This is a genomic window from Fodinibius sp. GM21, assembly GCF_058386955.1.
On the sequence record NZ_JBYEIQ010000008.1, the window covers coordinates 1 to 14,597 of the forward strand.

Sequence of the window (14,597 nt, forward strand, 5' to 3'; positions counted from 1 at the left end):
GCGATGGAAGAAGGTCTGCGTTTTGCGATCCGCGAGGGCGGCCGCACGGTAGGCGCCGGTGTTGTAACTGAAATTATTGAGTAATAAGTCACGTTTCTGCACATAAAATTGCACGAAAGAATAGGTTTTTCAGAGGCCTGTTCTTTCGGCATATACGGGTGTAGCTCAATTGGCAGAGCAGCGGTCTCCAAAACCGAAGGTTGTGGGTTCAAGTCCTTCCACCCGTGCAAGTTTAGAATTGGATATAAATTCATGAATAGCATAAAAGAGTATTTAAACGATGTGCGCAAGGAGATGAAGAAAGTCTCCTGGCCGGATCAAGACGAGTTGGTTGACTATACTATTGTTGTAGTAGTATTTACGATACTCTTGTCTGCATTTATTTTTGCGGTAGATCAAGTTTATAGCACGATATTAGAAGCCATTTATCAATGACACAAGAAGATCAGCATCAGTGGTATATAGTCCGTGTTTTTTCAAATCACGAGAAGAAAGTAAAGCGTTACTTGGATCGTGAGATTGAAATGCAGGGATTGGAGGACAAAATCAGTGAGGTGTTGATTCCTACTGAAACAGTCATTGAAATACGGTCAGGGAAGAAGAAGACGCGCGAAAAGAATTTTCTTCCCGGTTATATTATGTTGAAGACAATTTACGATGAAGAGGTAAATAACCTTATTCAAGGTGCTCCTTCAACAATAGGATTTTTAAAGAGTAAGAATGAACATAAGCCCAAACCGCTTCGAAAGTCTGAAGTAAATAGAATTCTTGGGCAAGTTCAGGATAATGAAGACGCAATGGAGCAGGGGGGCAAGATTGAAATCCCCTATGACGAAGGAGATATTGTTAAAGTCATTGATGGTCCATTTAAAGATTTTGATGGAACCGTACAAGAGGTTAATACTGATAAACTCAAACTACGTGTTCTTGTAAGTATTTTCGGTCGAAAGACCCCGGTTGAAGTTGGTGTGAACCAGGTAGAACCTGCAACTTGACCACAAATTAATCACTTGATGCAAAGTGAGCTATTACGCGGCAAATAAAAATTAGTACAAGCAGTAAATTAAAATGGCAAAAAAAGTAGATCAAGTACTTAAGCTCCAGATTCGTGGCGGGCAGGCAAACCCTGCACCACCTGTTGGACCTGCATTAGGTCAGGCTGGAATCAATATTATGGAGTTCTGTAAGGCATTTAATGCTGCCACACAGGAAGATGCCGGGACTATTATTCCGGTTGAAATTACTGTGTATCAGGATAAATCCTTCACTTTCATAACGAAGACTCCACCTGCTGCAGTACTGCTAAAACAAGCTGCTGGGATTAAGTCCGGTTCCGGAGAGCCAAACAGAACGAAAGTTGGCCAGGTAACTTGGACCCAGTGCAAAGAGATAGCAGAACAGAAGATGCAGGATCTCAATGCTTTTGAGATTGAGAATGCTGCAGAAATGATTGCAGGTACTGCCAGAAGTATGGGGCTGCGAGTACAAAGAGATAAATAGAAGGTAAAATTAATTTATGTCAACTAAACGAGGAAAGAAATACCAAGAGGCCGCAGAGCTCATTGACTCCGAGTTGGAATATACTCTGGAGGAAGCTTGTGATCTTGTGAAGAAAACCTCTACGGTGAACTTTGATGCATCCGTCGATTTGGATTTACGTCTGGGAGTTGATCCCCGACATGCCGATCAGATGGTGCGCGGTTCTGTTACCTTGCCACACGGTACGGGTAAAGAAATAAGCGTATTGGCTTTAGTTAATGAAGCCAAGCAAGAAGAAGCCGAAGAGGCCGGAGCAGATCATGTAGGTCTTGAAGAGTATATCGAAAAAATTGAAGAAGGATGGACAGACGTTGATGTAATTATTGCCACCCCGGATGTTATGGGGCAGATAGGTAAGCTTGGACGCATTTTGGGTCCGCGTGGACTTATGCCGAATCCGAAAAGTGGTACTGTTACAAACGATGTCGCTGAGGCAGTTCAAGAAGCCAAGGCTGGGAAGATTGATTTCCGTGTAGACAAGTACGGTATTCTGCACGCGTCAATTGGACGAGTAAGCTTTGATGCCCGCGAAATCCGTGAAAACGCTCTGGAATTTTTGCGAACGGTCATGAGACTCAGACCCGCTTCTGCTAAAGGATTATATATCCGAAGCGCGTTTATGAGTTCAACCATGGGCCCAAGCATTCCACTGAGTCGTTCATCCGTAATTTCTGCATAAAGACAAAATAGGAACTAAATAATGCCAACATTAGCAGAAAAGAAACAAACTGTTGAAGAAATTACCGAAGATCTGAAGAGTTCAGGTGCTGTATATATAACCAACTACTCAGGTATGTCGGTAAAAGAAATCAACAACATGCGTGGCGAATTCTTTGAAGGCGATATCAAGTATAAAGTGTATAAGAACACCTTGGTAAAACGAGCTATGGACGAAGTCGGCGGATATGAAGATCTGTATCCCCACTTGGTTGAACAAAATGGCTTTGCCTTTGTAGAAGAAGAGCTTGCCGCACCCGCAAAAGTGATTAAGAATCTATTTGACGAAACAGAAAAGCCAAAATTTAAAGCTGCAATCATCGACGGAGATTATTACGGTGAGGATGAGCTTGAAACCTTGGCTGCAATGAAATCTAAGAGCGAAGTTATCGGAGACATTGTTGGTCTCTTGCTTGCTCCTGTTTCCAATGTTGTAGGTGCTTTACAAGCTCCCGGTCGAAATATTGCCGGAGCCCTTGAAACAATCGCCGAGGAAGGCGACGAATAATAAATACGAACATTACGAATTTTCAATTCACAAAGACCAATCGGAGAAATAAACAATGGCTGACGTTAAAGAATTAGCTGAACAATTAGTCAACTTAACTGTAAAAGAAGCAAACGAACTCGCAAACTTTCTTGAAGAGGAATACGACATTAAGCCTGCAGCTGCTGGTGTAGCTGTTGCTGCTGGTGGCGGAGAAGGTGGCGGCGAAGAAGAACAAACGGAATTTGATGTTGTTCTTACCGGAGCCGGAGACAAGAAGATTGCTGTGATTAAAGAAGTTCGCAGCATCACTGGTCTCGGTCTTAAAGAAGCCAAGGAATTGGTTGATAATGCACCGAACCCCGTTAAAGAAGCTGTCTCTAAAGAAGAAGCTGAGGACCTTAAGTCTAAGCTTGAAGAAGCAGGCGCTGAAGTTGAGCTTAAGTAATTAACGCTCAATAAAATACTTATTTGTCATTAGCCAATATCGTTATACGGTATTGGCTATTGGCGTCTATTTGCATGCTACCCACTCACTTTGTATAAAGTGCTTAGAAGCGGCAAATTCAGCTCATCATCATCTAATTAATTTTAAAGGAGAGGTTCCTTTTGAATAAACAAAGTAAAATGGAGAAAATACCTTTCACCGACCGCTTATCATTTGGCAGTACCGAACATGTGCTTGACTATCCTGATTTCCTGGATATACAGCTCGAGTCATTTTCGGACTTTACTCAATTAGATATTGCACCGGAAGACCGTAAGAATCAAGGTCTTCAGAAAATATTTAACAACAATTTTCCAATTCAGGATTCTCGGGAAACACATATTTTGGAGTTCATGCACTACAGCGTGGATACTCCCAAATATAGTATCAAAGAATGCCAGGAGCGTGGTCTTTCATATGCCGTACCACTAAAGGCAAAGCTTCGTCTTTCTGCAGTTGACGATGATGACGAGACTACCGAAACTATTGAGCAGGAAGTATTTTTGGGTGATCTGCCTTGGATGACGGAAAAAGGCAGCTTTATTGTCAATGGATCTGAACGAGTAATTGTAAGTCAACTTCACCGATCGCCGGGTGCTTTTTTCGGTCAAAATGTACATCCCAATGGAACGCAACTGTATAACGCTAAGGTAATTCCTTTTAAAGGATCTTGGATTGAGTTTTCAACTGACATCCGAGATGTGCTTTGGGCCTATATTGATCGTAAGAAAAAGGTTCCTTTTACAACCTTGCTTCGGGCATTGGGATATTCCAGTGATGAGGAGTTGTTTAACCTCTTTGGTGGAACTGAGCTCGTTGAAATTGAATCTAAGAAGCAATATAAAAAGGAGCTTGTCGGTCGACGTCTTGCTACGGATATCGTAGAAGAGAAAATTGAAGAAGTCATTGATGATGAAACGGGAGAGGTTACGGAAGCGGAAAGCCGTGAAGTGCTCCTCGAAGTTGATCATGAATTGACGGAAGATGATTATGGGCTGCTCAAAGAAGCGGATTTAGATAAGGTTCGAGTTCAGACACTTGAGCCGGAAGAATCTGAGCGTGACGTGTTTATGAATACGATGCGTAAAGATCCTTCCCACGATGAAGAATCGGCACTTGCAGAGATCTACCGCCAGATCAGAACTGGTGAAATGCCGGATGCTGAAACGGCTCGACAGGTGCTTGAACGTCTGTTCTTTAGTGATAAAAAGTATGATCTTGGCGAAGTAGGCCGGTATCGGTTGAACAAGCGTCTGAAAATTGACGTGGACATGGATATTCGTTATTTGACGAAGGATGATATCCTGGCCATCATTAAAGAGATTATCCGACTCAAAAACATGAAGGCTCAAGTTGATGATATTGACCACTTGAGCAATCGTCGTGTTCGTACTATCGGTGAGCAAATTTCACAGCAGTTTTCTATCGGTCTTGCGCGGATGTCGCGAACGATTAAAGAACGAATGAATTCTCGTGATGCGGAGCAGCTGACACCACAGGATTTGGTTAATGCACGGACAATCTCGTCTGTTATTAACACCTTCTTTGGTACCAATCAGCTTTCGCAGTTTATGGATCAGACCAATCCTATGGCGACATTGACGCACAAACGTCGTATGTCGGCACTTGGGCCTGGTGGGTTGACGCGTGAACGAGCCGGGTTTGAGGTTCGTGACGTCCACTACACGCACTACGGTCGTTTGTGTCCTATTGAAACGCCAGAGGGACCTAATATTGGACTTATTACATCTCTGTGTGTGCATTCAAAAGTAAATGACTTTGGTTTCCTTGAAACCCCATATCGCAAGATTGAGGACGGAAGGGCAACAAAAGATATTGAGTATTTATCCGCCGAGCAGGAAGACGAGACTATTATTGCCCAGGCGAATGCTCCTATTGATGAGAAAGGAGTTTTTAAGAATAATAATATTTTCTCTCGTTTCCGTGATGGGGAAGTTGGTTTGGCCGATCCGGAAGAAATTGAGTTTATGGATGTTTCTACAAACCAGATTGCATCTGTTGCTGCATCGTTAATTCCTTTTGTTGAACATAATGATGCCAACCGTGCTCTTATGGGGGCCAACATGCAGCGTCAGGCTGTACCGTTGTTGCGACCTGAATCGCCGGTTGTTGGTACTGGATTGGAGCACCGTGCAGCAAAAGACTCACGTGCTATCATTACCGCTGATGAAGATGGAGAAGTGGTGTATGTAAGCGCAAAAGAGATCCATGTCAAGTACGATCGTACAGATATGGAGCAGCAATGCTACTTTGATGAAGGTATCAAGAAATACGAACTTTCGAAGTTTGAACGGACTAATCAGGATACAACCATTAACCAGACACCAATTGTTGAAGTTGGTGATAAGGTTAAGAAAGGTGAAACGTTGGCCGATGGCTGTGCTACTGACCAAGGCGAACTTGCGTTGGGACGAAATGTGCTGATTGGTTTTGTACCGTGGAGAGGATACAACTTTGAGGATGCGATTGTAGTAAGTGAGCGCGTTGTACAAGAAGATATGTATACCTCTATCCATATTGAAGAATTTGAACAGGAAGTTCGTGATACCAAGCGTGGTGAAGAAGAATTAACTCGCGAAATCCCCAATGTTAGTGAAGATGCTACTAAAGATCTTGACGAGCAGGGAATTGTCCGAACGGGTGCCAAGATTAGCCACGGAGATATTCTTGTAGGAAAGATTACGCCAAAGGGTGAAACCGATCCTACACCGGAAGAAAAACTTCTGCGCGCAATCTTTGGTGATAAAGCTGGTGATGTTAAAGACGCATCACTGAAAGTTCCTCCCGGGGTATCAGGTACTGTCATTGATACGAAACTCTTTAGCCGTAAGCGTGATGAGCAGATTTCACGCAAAGAGGAGAAAAAGCAGGTAGAACTCGAAAATGAGCGCCACCAGGAAAAGGTTGATGAGCTGAATAATAAAATGGTGGATAAGCTTTATACCTTATTGAGAGATAAGACATCTCCCGGGGTGTATGATTTTAGTGGCGTTGAGCTTATCCCGAAGGGTGAAAAATATCGTAAATCAGACTTTGAAGAGCTCGATCCCGTTAGAATTAATGAAAATATTCAGTGGGCTACAGATGATGAATTGGTAGAACACGTGCGATTGCTCTTTAAGAACTATCGTTCGCTTCGTAGAGAAATTGATACCGAAGCTAAGCGAAGAAAATATCAGATTCAGGTTGGAGACGATCTACCACCCGGAATTATTCAGAAAGCAAAAGTCTATGTTGCCAAGAAGCGTAAGCTGCAAGTAGGTGATAAGCTTTCCGGTCGACACGGGAATAAGGGTGTGATCGCTAAGATCGTACCGGAAGAAGATATGCCGTATATGAAAGACGGAACGCCTGTTGATATTTGTCTCAATCCGCTGGGTGTGCCATCACGTATGAACCTCGGACAGATTTATGAGACGATTCTCGGATGGGCCGGTAAGAAACTGGGTGTTAAATTTGCATCACCTATTTTTGATGGTGCCAGTGAAGAGCAGGTCAAAGAAAAAATGCGTGAAGCGGGCTTGCCCGAAGATGGCCGCGTTACATTATATGATGGCCGGACCGGCGAACCCATGGATCAGAAATCAACGGTTGGATATATGTATATCCTGAAGTTGAATCACTTGATTCAGGATAAAATGCATGCCCGCTCGATTGGACCGTATTCTCTTATTACGCAACAGCCACTGGGTGGTAAAGCACAGTTTGGTGGTCAGCGTCTTGGTGAGATGGAGGTGTGGGCATTGTATGCCTATGGAGCTTCCAGTATCCTCAAAGAGATGCTTACTGTAAAAAGTGATGATGTGAAAGGTCGTTCTCGCGTTTACGAAGCTATTGTAAAAGGCGAAAACTTGCCTGAAGGTGACGTACCAGAATCATTCAAGGTACTGCTACGCGAAATGATGGGTCTTGGCCTTGATATTCACATCGACTAATTAGAACAACAGAATTTACACTGTTAAATAAAGTCAATCCGGAGGTACTTCCTTGCCGACTACTAATACATTAACAGTTTCGAAAGACTTCGATAAAATTGGTATTTCCCTTGCGTCACCTGAGACTATCTTGTCTCGGTCGCACGGCGAAGTCTTAACTCCCGAAACAATCAACTATCGTACATTTAAACCGGAAATGGATGGTCTTTTCTGTGAAAAGATCTTTGGACCGGTTAAAGACTATGAATGCCACTGTGGCAAATACAAACGGATCCGCTATAAAGGGATTATTTGTGACCGTTGTGGTGTAGAGGTTACCAGAAAAGCCGTTCGACGTGAACGTATGGGGCATATTTCCCTTACCGTACCCGTCGTGCATATCTGGTACTTCAAGTCACTGCCCAACAAACTTGCATATTTGCTCGGTTACTCTTCCAAAAACCTTGAGAAGATTGTCTATTACGAGACCTATGTGATCATGAACCCCGGCGTTGCCCGTGATCTTGGTTACAAGAAGGGAGACCTTATTTCTGAAGAAGAGTACTATGATATTCAGGAACAACTCCCCGAAGATCAGTGGGAGATGGATGACGATGATGAAGATAAGTTCAGAGCTAAAGAAGGGGCCGAGGCTATTGAAGAGCTGTTGGCAACCCAGGATCTGGATGAACTGGCTTATCGTCTGCGTTACGAAGCCCGTAACGAAACGTCGCAGATGCGCAAGAAGAAGAAGCTAAAGCGCCTGCAGGTGATAGAATCATTCCGAGCGGCAAATCAGCACACCGAAAACCGTCCGGAATGGATGGTTCAAAGTGTGATACCTGTTATCCCTCCGGAATTGCGACCTCTGGTACCTCTGGAAGGCGGTCGATTTGCAACATCGGATCTTAATGATCTCTATCGACGAGTAATCATCCGAAATAATCGACTCAAGCGTCTGATTGATATTAAGGCGCCGGATGTGATTTTGCGTAATGAGAAGCGTATGCTTCAGGAAGCGGTTGATTCGCTTTATGACAATTCACGCAAATCCAACGCAGTACGCAATAACAACCGTCCTCTGAAATCTCTCAGCGATATGCTGAAAGGTAAGAGCGGACGATTCCGACAAAACTTGCTTGGAAAACGTGTTGACTACTCTGGCCGTTCTGTTATTGTGGTAGGACCTGAGCTGAAGATGCATCAGTGTGGTCTCCCCAAAGAGATGGCGGTTGAGCTTTACAAACCATTTATCATCCGCCGCTTAATTGAACGTGGATATGTGAAAACAGTTAAGTCGGCGAAGAAAGTCGTTGATCGCCGAGATTCGGTTGTTTGGGAAGTGCTCGAGAATGTAATTGACGGTCACCCTGTCCTTCTTAACCGGGCACCGACATTGCACAGGCTCGGCATACAGGCATTTCAGCCGGTACTGATTGAGGAAAAAGCAATACGATTGCATCCGCTCGCATGTACTGCTTACAATGCTGACTTTGACGGTGATCAGATGGCAGTTCACTTGCCTCTGAGTCATGATGCGGTGTTAGAAGCCTCCGTGCTTATGCTTGGTTCACATAACCTGCTGAGTCCTGCGAATGGTGGACCTATTGCAGTGCCATCTCAGGATATGGTTCTTGGTATCTATTATATGACCAAGATGGCCAGTGACAAGCGCGGTGAAGGTAAAACGTTTGCCAATATGGATGAGGTGCTGATCGCTTATGATCGTGACCGCATCGATATGCACGCCAAGATTAATCTTCGTATCAACAAAAAAAATGAAGAAGGCGAAGAAGTTCAGGAGATTATCAAGACAACAACCGGACGCGTGTTGTTCAACAAGATCCTTCCTGAACCAATGGAATTTGTAAACAAGACATTAGGCAAGAAAGAGCTGCGTGTCTTGATTGGCGATATCCATTATGAGGTAGGTACAGCCCGTACTGCTGAATTCCTTGACGATATGAAACGTCTTGGATTTGAGGAAGCGACAACGGGTGGAATTTCCTTTAGCCTTGAAGATATTGTAACGCCTGACGAAAAAGATCAGCTGCTTCAAAAAGCTAAAAATGAGGTGGCTGAAATTGATGAGCGTTATGAGATGGGTTTCATTACTGATAACGAGCGATACAATCAGGTTATCGATAAGTGGACAAGTACCACTAACCGTGTTTCTGAATCCCTGTTTAATGCATTGACAGAAGACAGAGATGGATTTAACCCGGTATTCATGATGGCTGATTCTGGAGCTCGAGGTTCCAAAGAGCAAATTCGTCAGCTTGGTGGTATGCGCGGTTTGATGGCCAAGCCACAGAAGAGTTCCCAACAGGAAGGAAACGAGGTAATTGAAAATCCTATTCTCTCTTCCTTTAAAGAGGGATTAACGGTTCTTGAATACTTTATTTCGACACACGGTGCCCGTAAGGGTCTGGCCGATACAGCGCTAAAAACTGCTGATGCCGGTTACCTGACACGTCGATTGGTAGATGTTTCTCAGGATATTATTATCAATGAGCAAGACTGTGGAACACTGCGTGGAATTAAAATGAAGGCTCTGAAAGATAACGAGGATGTTATCGAGAGTCTGGAAGATCGTATTCTCGGTCGCGTTTCACTGCATGATATTTACGATCCAATTACTGATGAACTTCTTTGTGAAGCTAATCAGATGATCGATGAAAAAGTCGCTCAAAGTATTGCTGAAACTTCTATCGAAGAAGTTGAAATTCGGTCGGTACTTACTTGTGAAACCGAACGCGGAGTATGCTCTATGTGCTACGGCCGAGACTTGGCCCGTGGAACAATGGTCCAGGTTGGTGAAGCTGTAGGTGTTATTGCGGCGCAATCAATTGGTGAGCCAGGTACTCAGCTTACGCTGCGAACTTTCCACGTCGGTGGTACGGCTTCTCGCATGGAGTCAGAGTCCATGCACAAGGCTAAGTTTGAAGGTGAAGTTGAGTTCGAAAATATCCGCGTTGTGGAATACGATGACGGAGAAGAAATTCACGATGTCGTACTCAGTCGTGCCGGAGAAATCAAAATTAAGGATGAAGAAGGAAAAGAACTCATTTCCTACAACATTCCTTATGGTTCTGAGCTTTTGGTAGAAGAAGGTGATGAGGTTCCCAAAGGTGTACCGCTTTGTACGTGGGATCCATATAATGCAAACATCTATGCTGAGATCGACGGTGTTGTTGAGTATAAAGACATTCTTGAGGATATTACCTTTTCAGAAGAGACCGATGCTCAAACAGGTCACCGTGAGAAAGTCGTTATCGACTCCAAAGATCGTTCTTTGATACCTACATTACTGGTTAAAGGCGATGATGATAGAGTTCGGGAGAAAACGCTTCCCGTTGATACACACATTGTTGTTGAAGACGGACAAGAAGTTGCTGCCGGACAGGTTCTCGCTAAAATTCCACGATCTACCGGTCAATCGAAAGATATTACAGCGGGTCTCCCGCGTGTTACAGAGCTTTTTGAAGCGCGTTCACCAAGCGATCCGGCTGCTGTATCAGAAATTGACGGTATTGTTAAGATGGGTGGACGTAAGCGAGGTAAGCAGGAAGTTATCGTTGAAAGTAAAGATGGCAAGACCGAAAAGACATATCTCATTTCTTTGTCCAAGCATATTCTTGTGCAGGAAAATGATTATGTGGAAGCGGGTCAACAACTGTCTGATGGAACCATACCGGCCGAAGAAATTCTGAATATTCTCGGACCTTATGCAGTGCAGTCGTACCTTGTAAACGAGATCCAAGAGGTTTATCGACTGCAGGGTGTGAAGATCAATGACAAGCACATTGAGACGATTGTTCGCACCATGATGCAGAAGGTTGAGGTAACGGATCCCGGAGATACAATGTATCTTGAGGGTGATAAAGTTGACCGATTTGAGCTTAATAATAAGAACGATGAGCTTATCGGAAAATATGTTGTTACTAATCCTGGGGGAAGTGATCTTAAGCAAGGAACACTACTCACTCGCCGTGAAGTTCGAGAAACAAATAATGAACTGATTAAAGAAGGCGTGGATGAGATCGAAACACGTGAAGCAGAACCGGCAATTTCTAAGCCGATACTGCTCGGTATTACGCGTGCTGCGCTTTCTACGGAAAGCTGGTTATCTGCGGCATCATTCCAGGAGACTACAAAAGTACTGACACAAGCATCCATTGAGGCCAAAAAGGATACCCTTCAAGGACTCAAGGAGAATGTTATTGTTGGACACAAAGTACCTGCTGGTACAGGTCTCCGTAAGTATGATGATCTCATTGTTGGAAAGAAAGAAGAGCTTGACGAAGAAGAGCAAGAAGTTGCTAAAGTATTCGATGAGCTTGCTGGATCTGAAGGCAATGGAGAGGAAGCAAAACCAACAGCAGAAGCGGATGTAGAAGAGGATGAATCATAATCAGCTCTTACAAACAATAGTATAATAAAAAGTGCCCGCCAGTGATGACGGGCACTTTTTTTATTAGTTTTTTAAAAGCAAAGTATAACTTTTCCGAAGAGTTAATATTCTTGGAAAGAAAATAGATTCTGAAGTTAGGAAGACTTATCAGCTTTCTGCTGGGTAGAATTATTTTCTTTACCACTATCAGAATCATCAATCGTATCTAACAGATCTTCCGCTTCACGGATAAGATCTTCTGCTCTGTGACGTGCATCTTCAACGACAAGATCACCTTGACGCTTAGCTTCTGAAATCGCTTCCTTTTCTTCCGAAAGACGATCAATAAGGTGTGTTAGTTCGTCAAGATAGGAACTCAAACGATAAGAAATGACATCACGGGTATTGCTTCCTTTATCCGGGGCGTAAAGTAGAGCTACTACCGAACCCACAAGTGCTCCTGAAATTAAACCAAGTGTAAAATCTTTAGATTTGCTCATAATAGACTCCTGCCTCCTGTAACCTGTTTTGTCAAATATGTGAGATTAGTTAAATACTAATTAATAACGCTAAAATTGTTTCTTTAATATGCAATTTCCTATAGATTTTTAAAAACAATAATGTCTATAAATTGTGTGTTTGAAAAAGGTTACTGAAAGTAATAAAGAATATTACTGCTCAACCACTTATTCTATGAGAATTCGGTTTTTAGAGAACATCCACATTAAGAAAGAGAACCAATTTTTTTTATCTTAACCTCAGCAAAAACAACCAACAAAGAACAGATTTCTTATGAAGTTTTTTATCGATACAGCTGATCTTGATGAAATCAAGGAAGCGAATGATTTAGGGGTATTGGACGGGGTAACCACAAATCCTAGTTTATGTGCGAAAATTGGAGTCGCAGATTTTGAGGGACATATTGCTAAAATATGTAATCTTGTAGACGGTGATGTTTCAGCCGAGGTCGTTTCTACAGAGTACGACGAGATTGTTTCTGAGGCACGTCACTTGGCAGAGATTGCTGATAATGTTGTGGTAAAGGTTCCGCTCATTAAGGAGGGCATCAAGGCCATTAAAACCTTGTCTGACGAGGGCATACGAACCAATTGTACACTTTGTTTCTCTGCAACACAGGCACTGTTAGCTGCGAAAGCCGGTGCTACCTACATTTCTCCATTTATCGGTCGATTGGATGATATCTCGGACGACGGGATGCAGCTGATCGAAGATGTGGTAACAGTATATGACAACTATGGTTTTGAGACAGAAGTTCTTGCAGCCAGCATCCGTCATCCAATGCATGTTCTCGAGTCCGCCCGACTGGGAGCCGATGTTGCTACTATGCCACTTAATGTAATCGATCAGCTATTGCACCATCCATTGACTGATCGTGGTCTCGAGCGTTTTCTTGATGACTGGAATGCGCTGCAGGAAGAGCTGCAAAATAAGTAAGCAAGTATTTAATAGGTAGCAATGCTCGGTACACATCATGCCGGGCATTTTTTATTCTTATTAAAAAGTGGATAAAATTTTAAAGTGTTAGATAACATTGGAAATTAGTGGACCATTATAATGGATTTGTTCAATGAAGAGTCCGATTCCGGAAATAAAAAGGGGGGCACGAATTTCGTAAATCCCCATGAACCGCTGGCCACACGTATGCGCCCTCGCTCTCTTGATGAGTTTGTTGGGCAGAATCATATCGTGGGTGAAGGTAAAATGCTGCATCGTATGATTGAATCTGGGGTTATTGGTTCGCTAATTTTTTACGGACCGCCAAGTTCCGGAAAAACGACTTTAGCCCATGTGATTTCACGCGAAATTAATGCTCAATATGTAGAGCTCAATGCCGTACTTGACGGTATTAAGGATCTAAGAAAAGTCGTTACTAAGGCGGAAAAAGTTCAGCAGATGAATGAGCGTAAGACCATACTGTTTGTGGATGAAATTCATCGTTGGAATAAGGCGCAACAAGATGCGCTGCTTCCTCATCTGGAATCGGGAGTAATCACCCTTATAGGGGCGACAACTGAAAATCCGTTTTATTCTCTGGTTAGCCCGCTATTGTCGCGCTGCCAATTATTTGAATTGTATGATTTGACTACAGAGCATGTCTTGAAGATGATAGACCGATCGTTGAAAGATGAAGAGCGTGGATTAGGAAAAAAGAATGTGGAAGTAACAGATGAGGCAAAGCAGCATCTTGCAGATTTTGCCGGTGGTGATATTAGAAATGCGATTAATGCCCTCGAAATAGCGGTTCTGTCCAGTGAGCCAGATGATGAAGGGAAGATTCATATCAACCTGGAAATAGCAAAAGAATGTATTCAACGTCGAGGAGTTCGCTACGATGGAGGCGGAGATGAGCACTATCATTATGCGTCAGCGTTTATAAAGTCATTGCGTGGTTCTGATGTAGATGCTGCCCTATATTGGATGGTAGCAATGTTGGAAGGCGGAGAAGATCCCAACTTTATTTTTCGGCGTATGCTGATCCAGGCTTCAGAAGATGTTGGGATGGCCGATCCGCATGCCCTATCGTTGGTCAATGCCGCTCACGAAGCATTTACCAAATGCGGAATGCCGGAGGGGCTTTATTTTTTGGCTCATGCTTGCATATATGTGGCTTTAGCTCCCAAAAGTAATAGCACTGGTGCAGTTTTTTCGGTTCGAAGGGAGATCAAGAATAAAGGTATTGGGGAAGTGCCTCCTCACTTGCGAGATAAAACAGCCAACTCTAAACAGTCGCGATACCTGGGCGTTGAGAATGCTTCTGATGATTACCACTATCCGCATTCCTACGATCATCATTGGATTCCACAAGATTATTTGCCAGACCATGTAAAGAACAAACAGTGGTATGAACCGGGGAATATTGGTCGTGAGGGTAAGCTATGGGATCGTCTTGAAAAAATTAAAGATGCCTATCAAAAGGCATCCAAAAAGAAACGATAACACAGGATATTAAGTTGTGGACGTTTTAGGTTGCGAACTACTCCCATTTTATCGATTAGAAACAGTATCTTTTGACCACGT

Annotated in this window: 12 protein-coding genes and 1 tRNA gene; 12 read left to right on the top strand and 1 reads right to left on the bottom strand. The window is 43.3% G+C overall.

The genetic code is table 11. The annotated features are described in order from the left end of the window. From ACT3IB_RS15050 to rpoC, 10 genes are all read left to right on the top strand, one after another. On the top strand, window positions 1–84 hold an 84-nt coding region (locus ACT3IB_RS15050), incomplete at its 5' end, for an EF-Tu C-terminal domain-related protein (RefSeq protein ID WP_491539888.1). Between the two features lie 70 nt (window positions 85–154). Then, window positions 155–227 (top strand) — tRNA-Trp (locus ACT3IB_RS15055). A gap of 25 nt (window positions 228–252) precedes the next feature. Next, complete coding sequence (gene secE / locus ACT3IB_RS15060; protein ID WP_491539853.1) at window positions 253–435, top strand: preprotein translocase subunit SecE; 183 nt, start codon at window positions 253–255, stop codon at window positions 433–435. After that, window positions 432–995 carry a transcription termination/antitermination protein NusG gene (gene nusG / locus ACT3IB_RS15065; RefSeq protein WP_491539854.1) on the top strand — a complete coding sequence of 188 codons (564 nt, stop codon included), beginning with the start codon at window positions 432–434 and terminating at the stop codon, window positions 993–995. Before secE ends, nusG begins: the two co-directional genes overlap by 4 nt. Before the next feature lie 73 nt (window positions 996–1,068). Then, window positions 1,069–1,500 (top strand): 50S ribosomal protein L11, encoded by a 432-nt coding sequence (rplK, locus tag ACT3IB_RS15070; protein WP_491539855.1) that lies wholly within the window; start codon window positions 1,069–1,071, stop codon window positions 1,498–1,500. A 16-nt stretch (window positions 1,501–1,516) separates the two neighbouring features. Then, window positions 1,517–2,218 (top strand): 50S ribosomal protein L1, encoded by a 702-nt coding sequence (gene rplA, locus ACT3IB_RS15075; RefSeq protein WP_491539856.1) that lies wholly within the window; start codon window positions 1,517–1,519, stop codon window positions 2,216–2,218. A gap of 21 nt (window positions 2,219–2,239) precedes the next feature. Continuing rightward, a complete protein-coding gene (rplJ, locus tag ACT3IB_RS15080) occupies window positions 2,240–2,764 on the top strand; it encodes a 50S ribosomal protein L10 (protein ID WP_491539857.1) in 525 nt (174 codons plus the stop codon). A gap of 55 nt (window positions 2,765–2,819) precedes the next feature. Then, entirely contained in the window at window positions 2,820–3,191 is a 372-nt protein-coding gene (rplL, locus tag ACT3IB_RS15085; protein ID WP_491539858.1) for a 50S ribosomal protein L7/L12, read from the top strand. 179 nt (window positions 3,192–3,370) lie between these two features. Further along, window positions 3,371–7,186: a DNA-directed RNA polymerase subunit beta gene (rpoB, locus tag ACT3IB_RS15090; RefSeq protein ID WP_491539859.1), complete on the top strand. Its 3,816-nt coding sequence runs from the start codon at window positions 3,371–3,373 to the stop codon at window positions 7,184–7,186. 52 nt (window positions 7,187–7,238) lie between these two features. Then, window positions 7,239–11,579: a DNA-directed RNA polymerase subunit beta' gene (gene rpoC / locus ACT3IB_RS15095; RefSeq protein ID WP_491539860.1), complete on the top strand. Its 4,341-nt coding sequence runs from the start codon at window positions 7,239–7,241 to the stop codon at window positions 11,577–11,579. 134 nt (window positions 11,580–11,713) lie between these two features. Here the strand turns inward: rpoC and ACT3IB_RS15100 are convergent, their stop codons facing one another. Further along, complete coding sequence (locus ACT3IB_RS15100) at window positions 11,714–12,058, bottom strand: YtxH domain-containing protein (RefSeq protein ID WP_491539861.1); 345 nt, start codon at window positions 12,056–12,058, stop codon at window positions 11,714–11,716. A gap of 292 nt (window positions 12,059–12,350) precedes the next feature. On the opposite strand from ACT3IB_RS15100, the gene fsa reads away from it, so the two are divergent. Together fsa and ACT3IB_RS15110 are read left to right on the top strand one after the other, a co-directional pair. Then, window positions 12,351–13,013: a fructose-6-phosphate aldolase gene (gene fsa / locus ACT3IB_RS15105; protein ID WP_491539862.1), complete on the top strand. Its 663-nt coding sequence runs from the start codon at window positions 12,351–12,353 to the stop codon at window positions 13,011–13,013. Between the two features lie 120 nt (window positions 13,014–13,133). Beyond that, a complete protein-coding gene (locus tag ACT3IB_RS15110; RefSeq protein WP_491539863.1) occupies window positions 13,134–14,516 on the top strand; it encodes a replication-associated recombination protein A in 1,383 nt (460 codons plus the stop codon). Window positions 14,517–14,597: the final 81 nt, after the last annotated feature.

Excerpts from the sequence above, each read along its gene's own strand:
- secE (WP_491539853.1), top strand. The coding sequence starts at position 253 with ATGAATAGCATAAAAGAGTATTTAAACGATGTGCGCAAGGAGATGAAG.
- nusG (WP_491539854.1), top strand. The coding sequence starts at position 432 with ATGACACAAGAAGATCAGCATCAGTGGTATATAGTCCGTGTTTTTTCA.
- rplK (WP_491539855.1), top strand. The coding sequence starts at position 1,069 with ATGGCAAAAAAAGTAGATCAAGTACTTAAGCTCCAGATTCGTGGCGGG.
- rplA (WP_491539856.1), top strand. The coding sequence starts at position 1,517 with ATGTCAACTAAACGAGGAAAGAAATACCAAGAGGCCGCAGAGCTCATT.
- rplJ (WP_491539857.1), top strand. The coding sequence starts at position 2,240 with ATGCCAACATTAGCAGAAAAGAAACAAACTGTTGAAGAAATTACCGAA.
- rplL (WP_491539858.1), top strand. The coding sequence starts at position 2,820 with ATGGCTGACGTTAAAGAATTAGCTGAACAATTAGTCAACTTAACTGTA.
- rpoB (WP_491539859.1), top strand. The coding sequence starts at position 3,371 with ATGGAGAAAATACCTTTCACCGACCGCTTATCATTTGGCAGTACCGAA.
- ACT3IB_RS15100 (WP_491539861.1), bottom strand. The coding sequence starts at position 12,058 with ATGAGCAAATCTAAAGATTTTACACTTGGTTTAATTTCAGGAGCACTT.
- fsa (WP_491539862.1), top strand. The coding sequence starts at position 12,351 with ATGAAGTTTTTTATCGATACAGCTGATCTTGATGAAATCAAGGAAGCG.
- ACT3IB_RS15110 (WP_491539863.1), top strand. The coding sequence starts at position 13,134 with ATGGATTTGTTCAATGAAGAGTCCGATTCCGGAAATAAAAAGGGGGGC.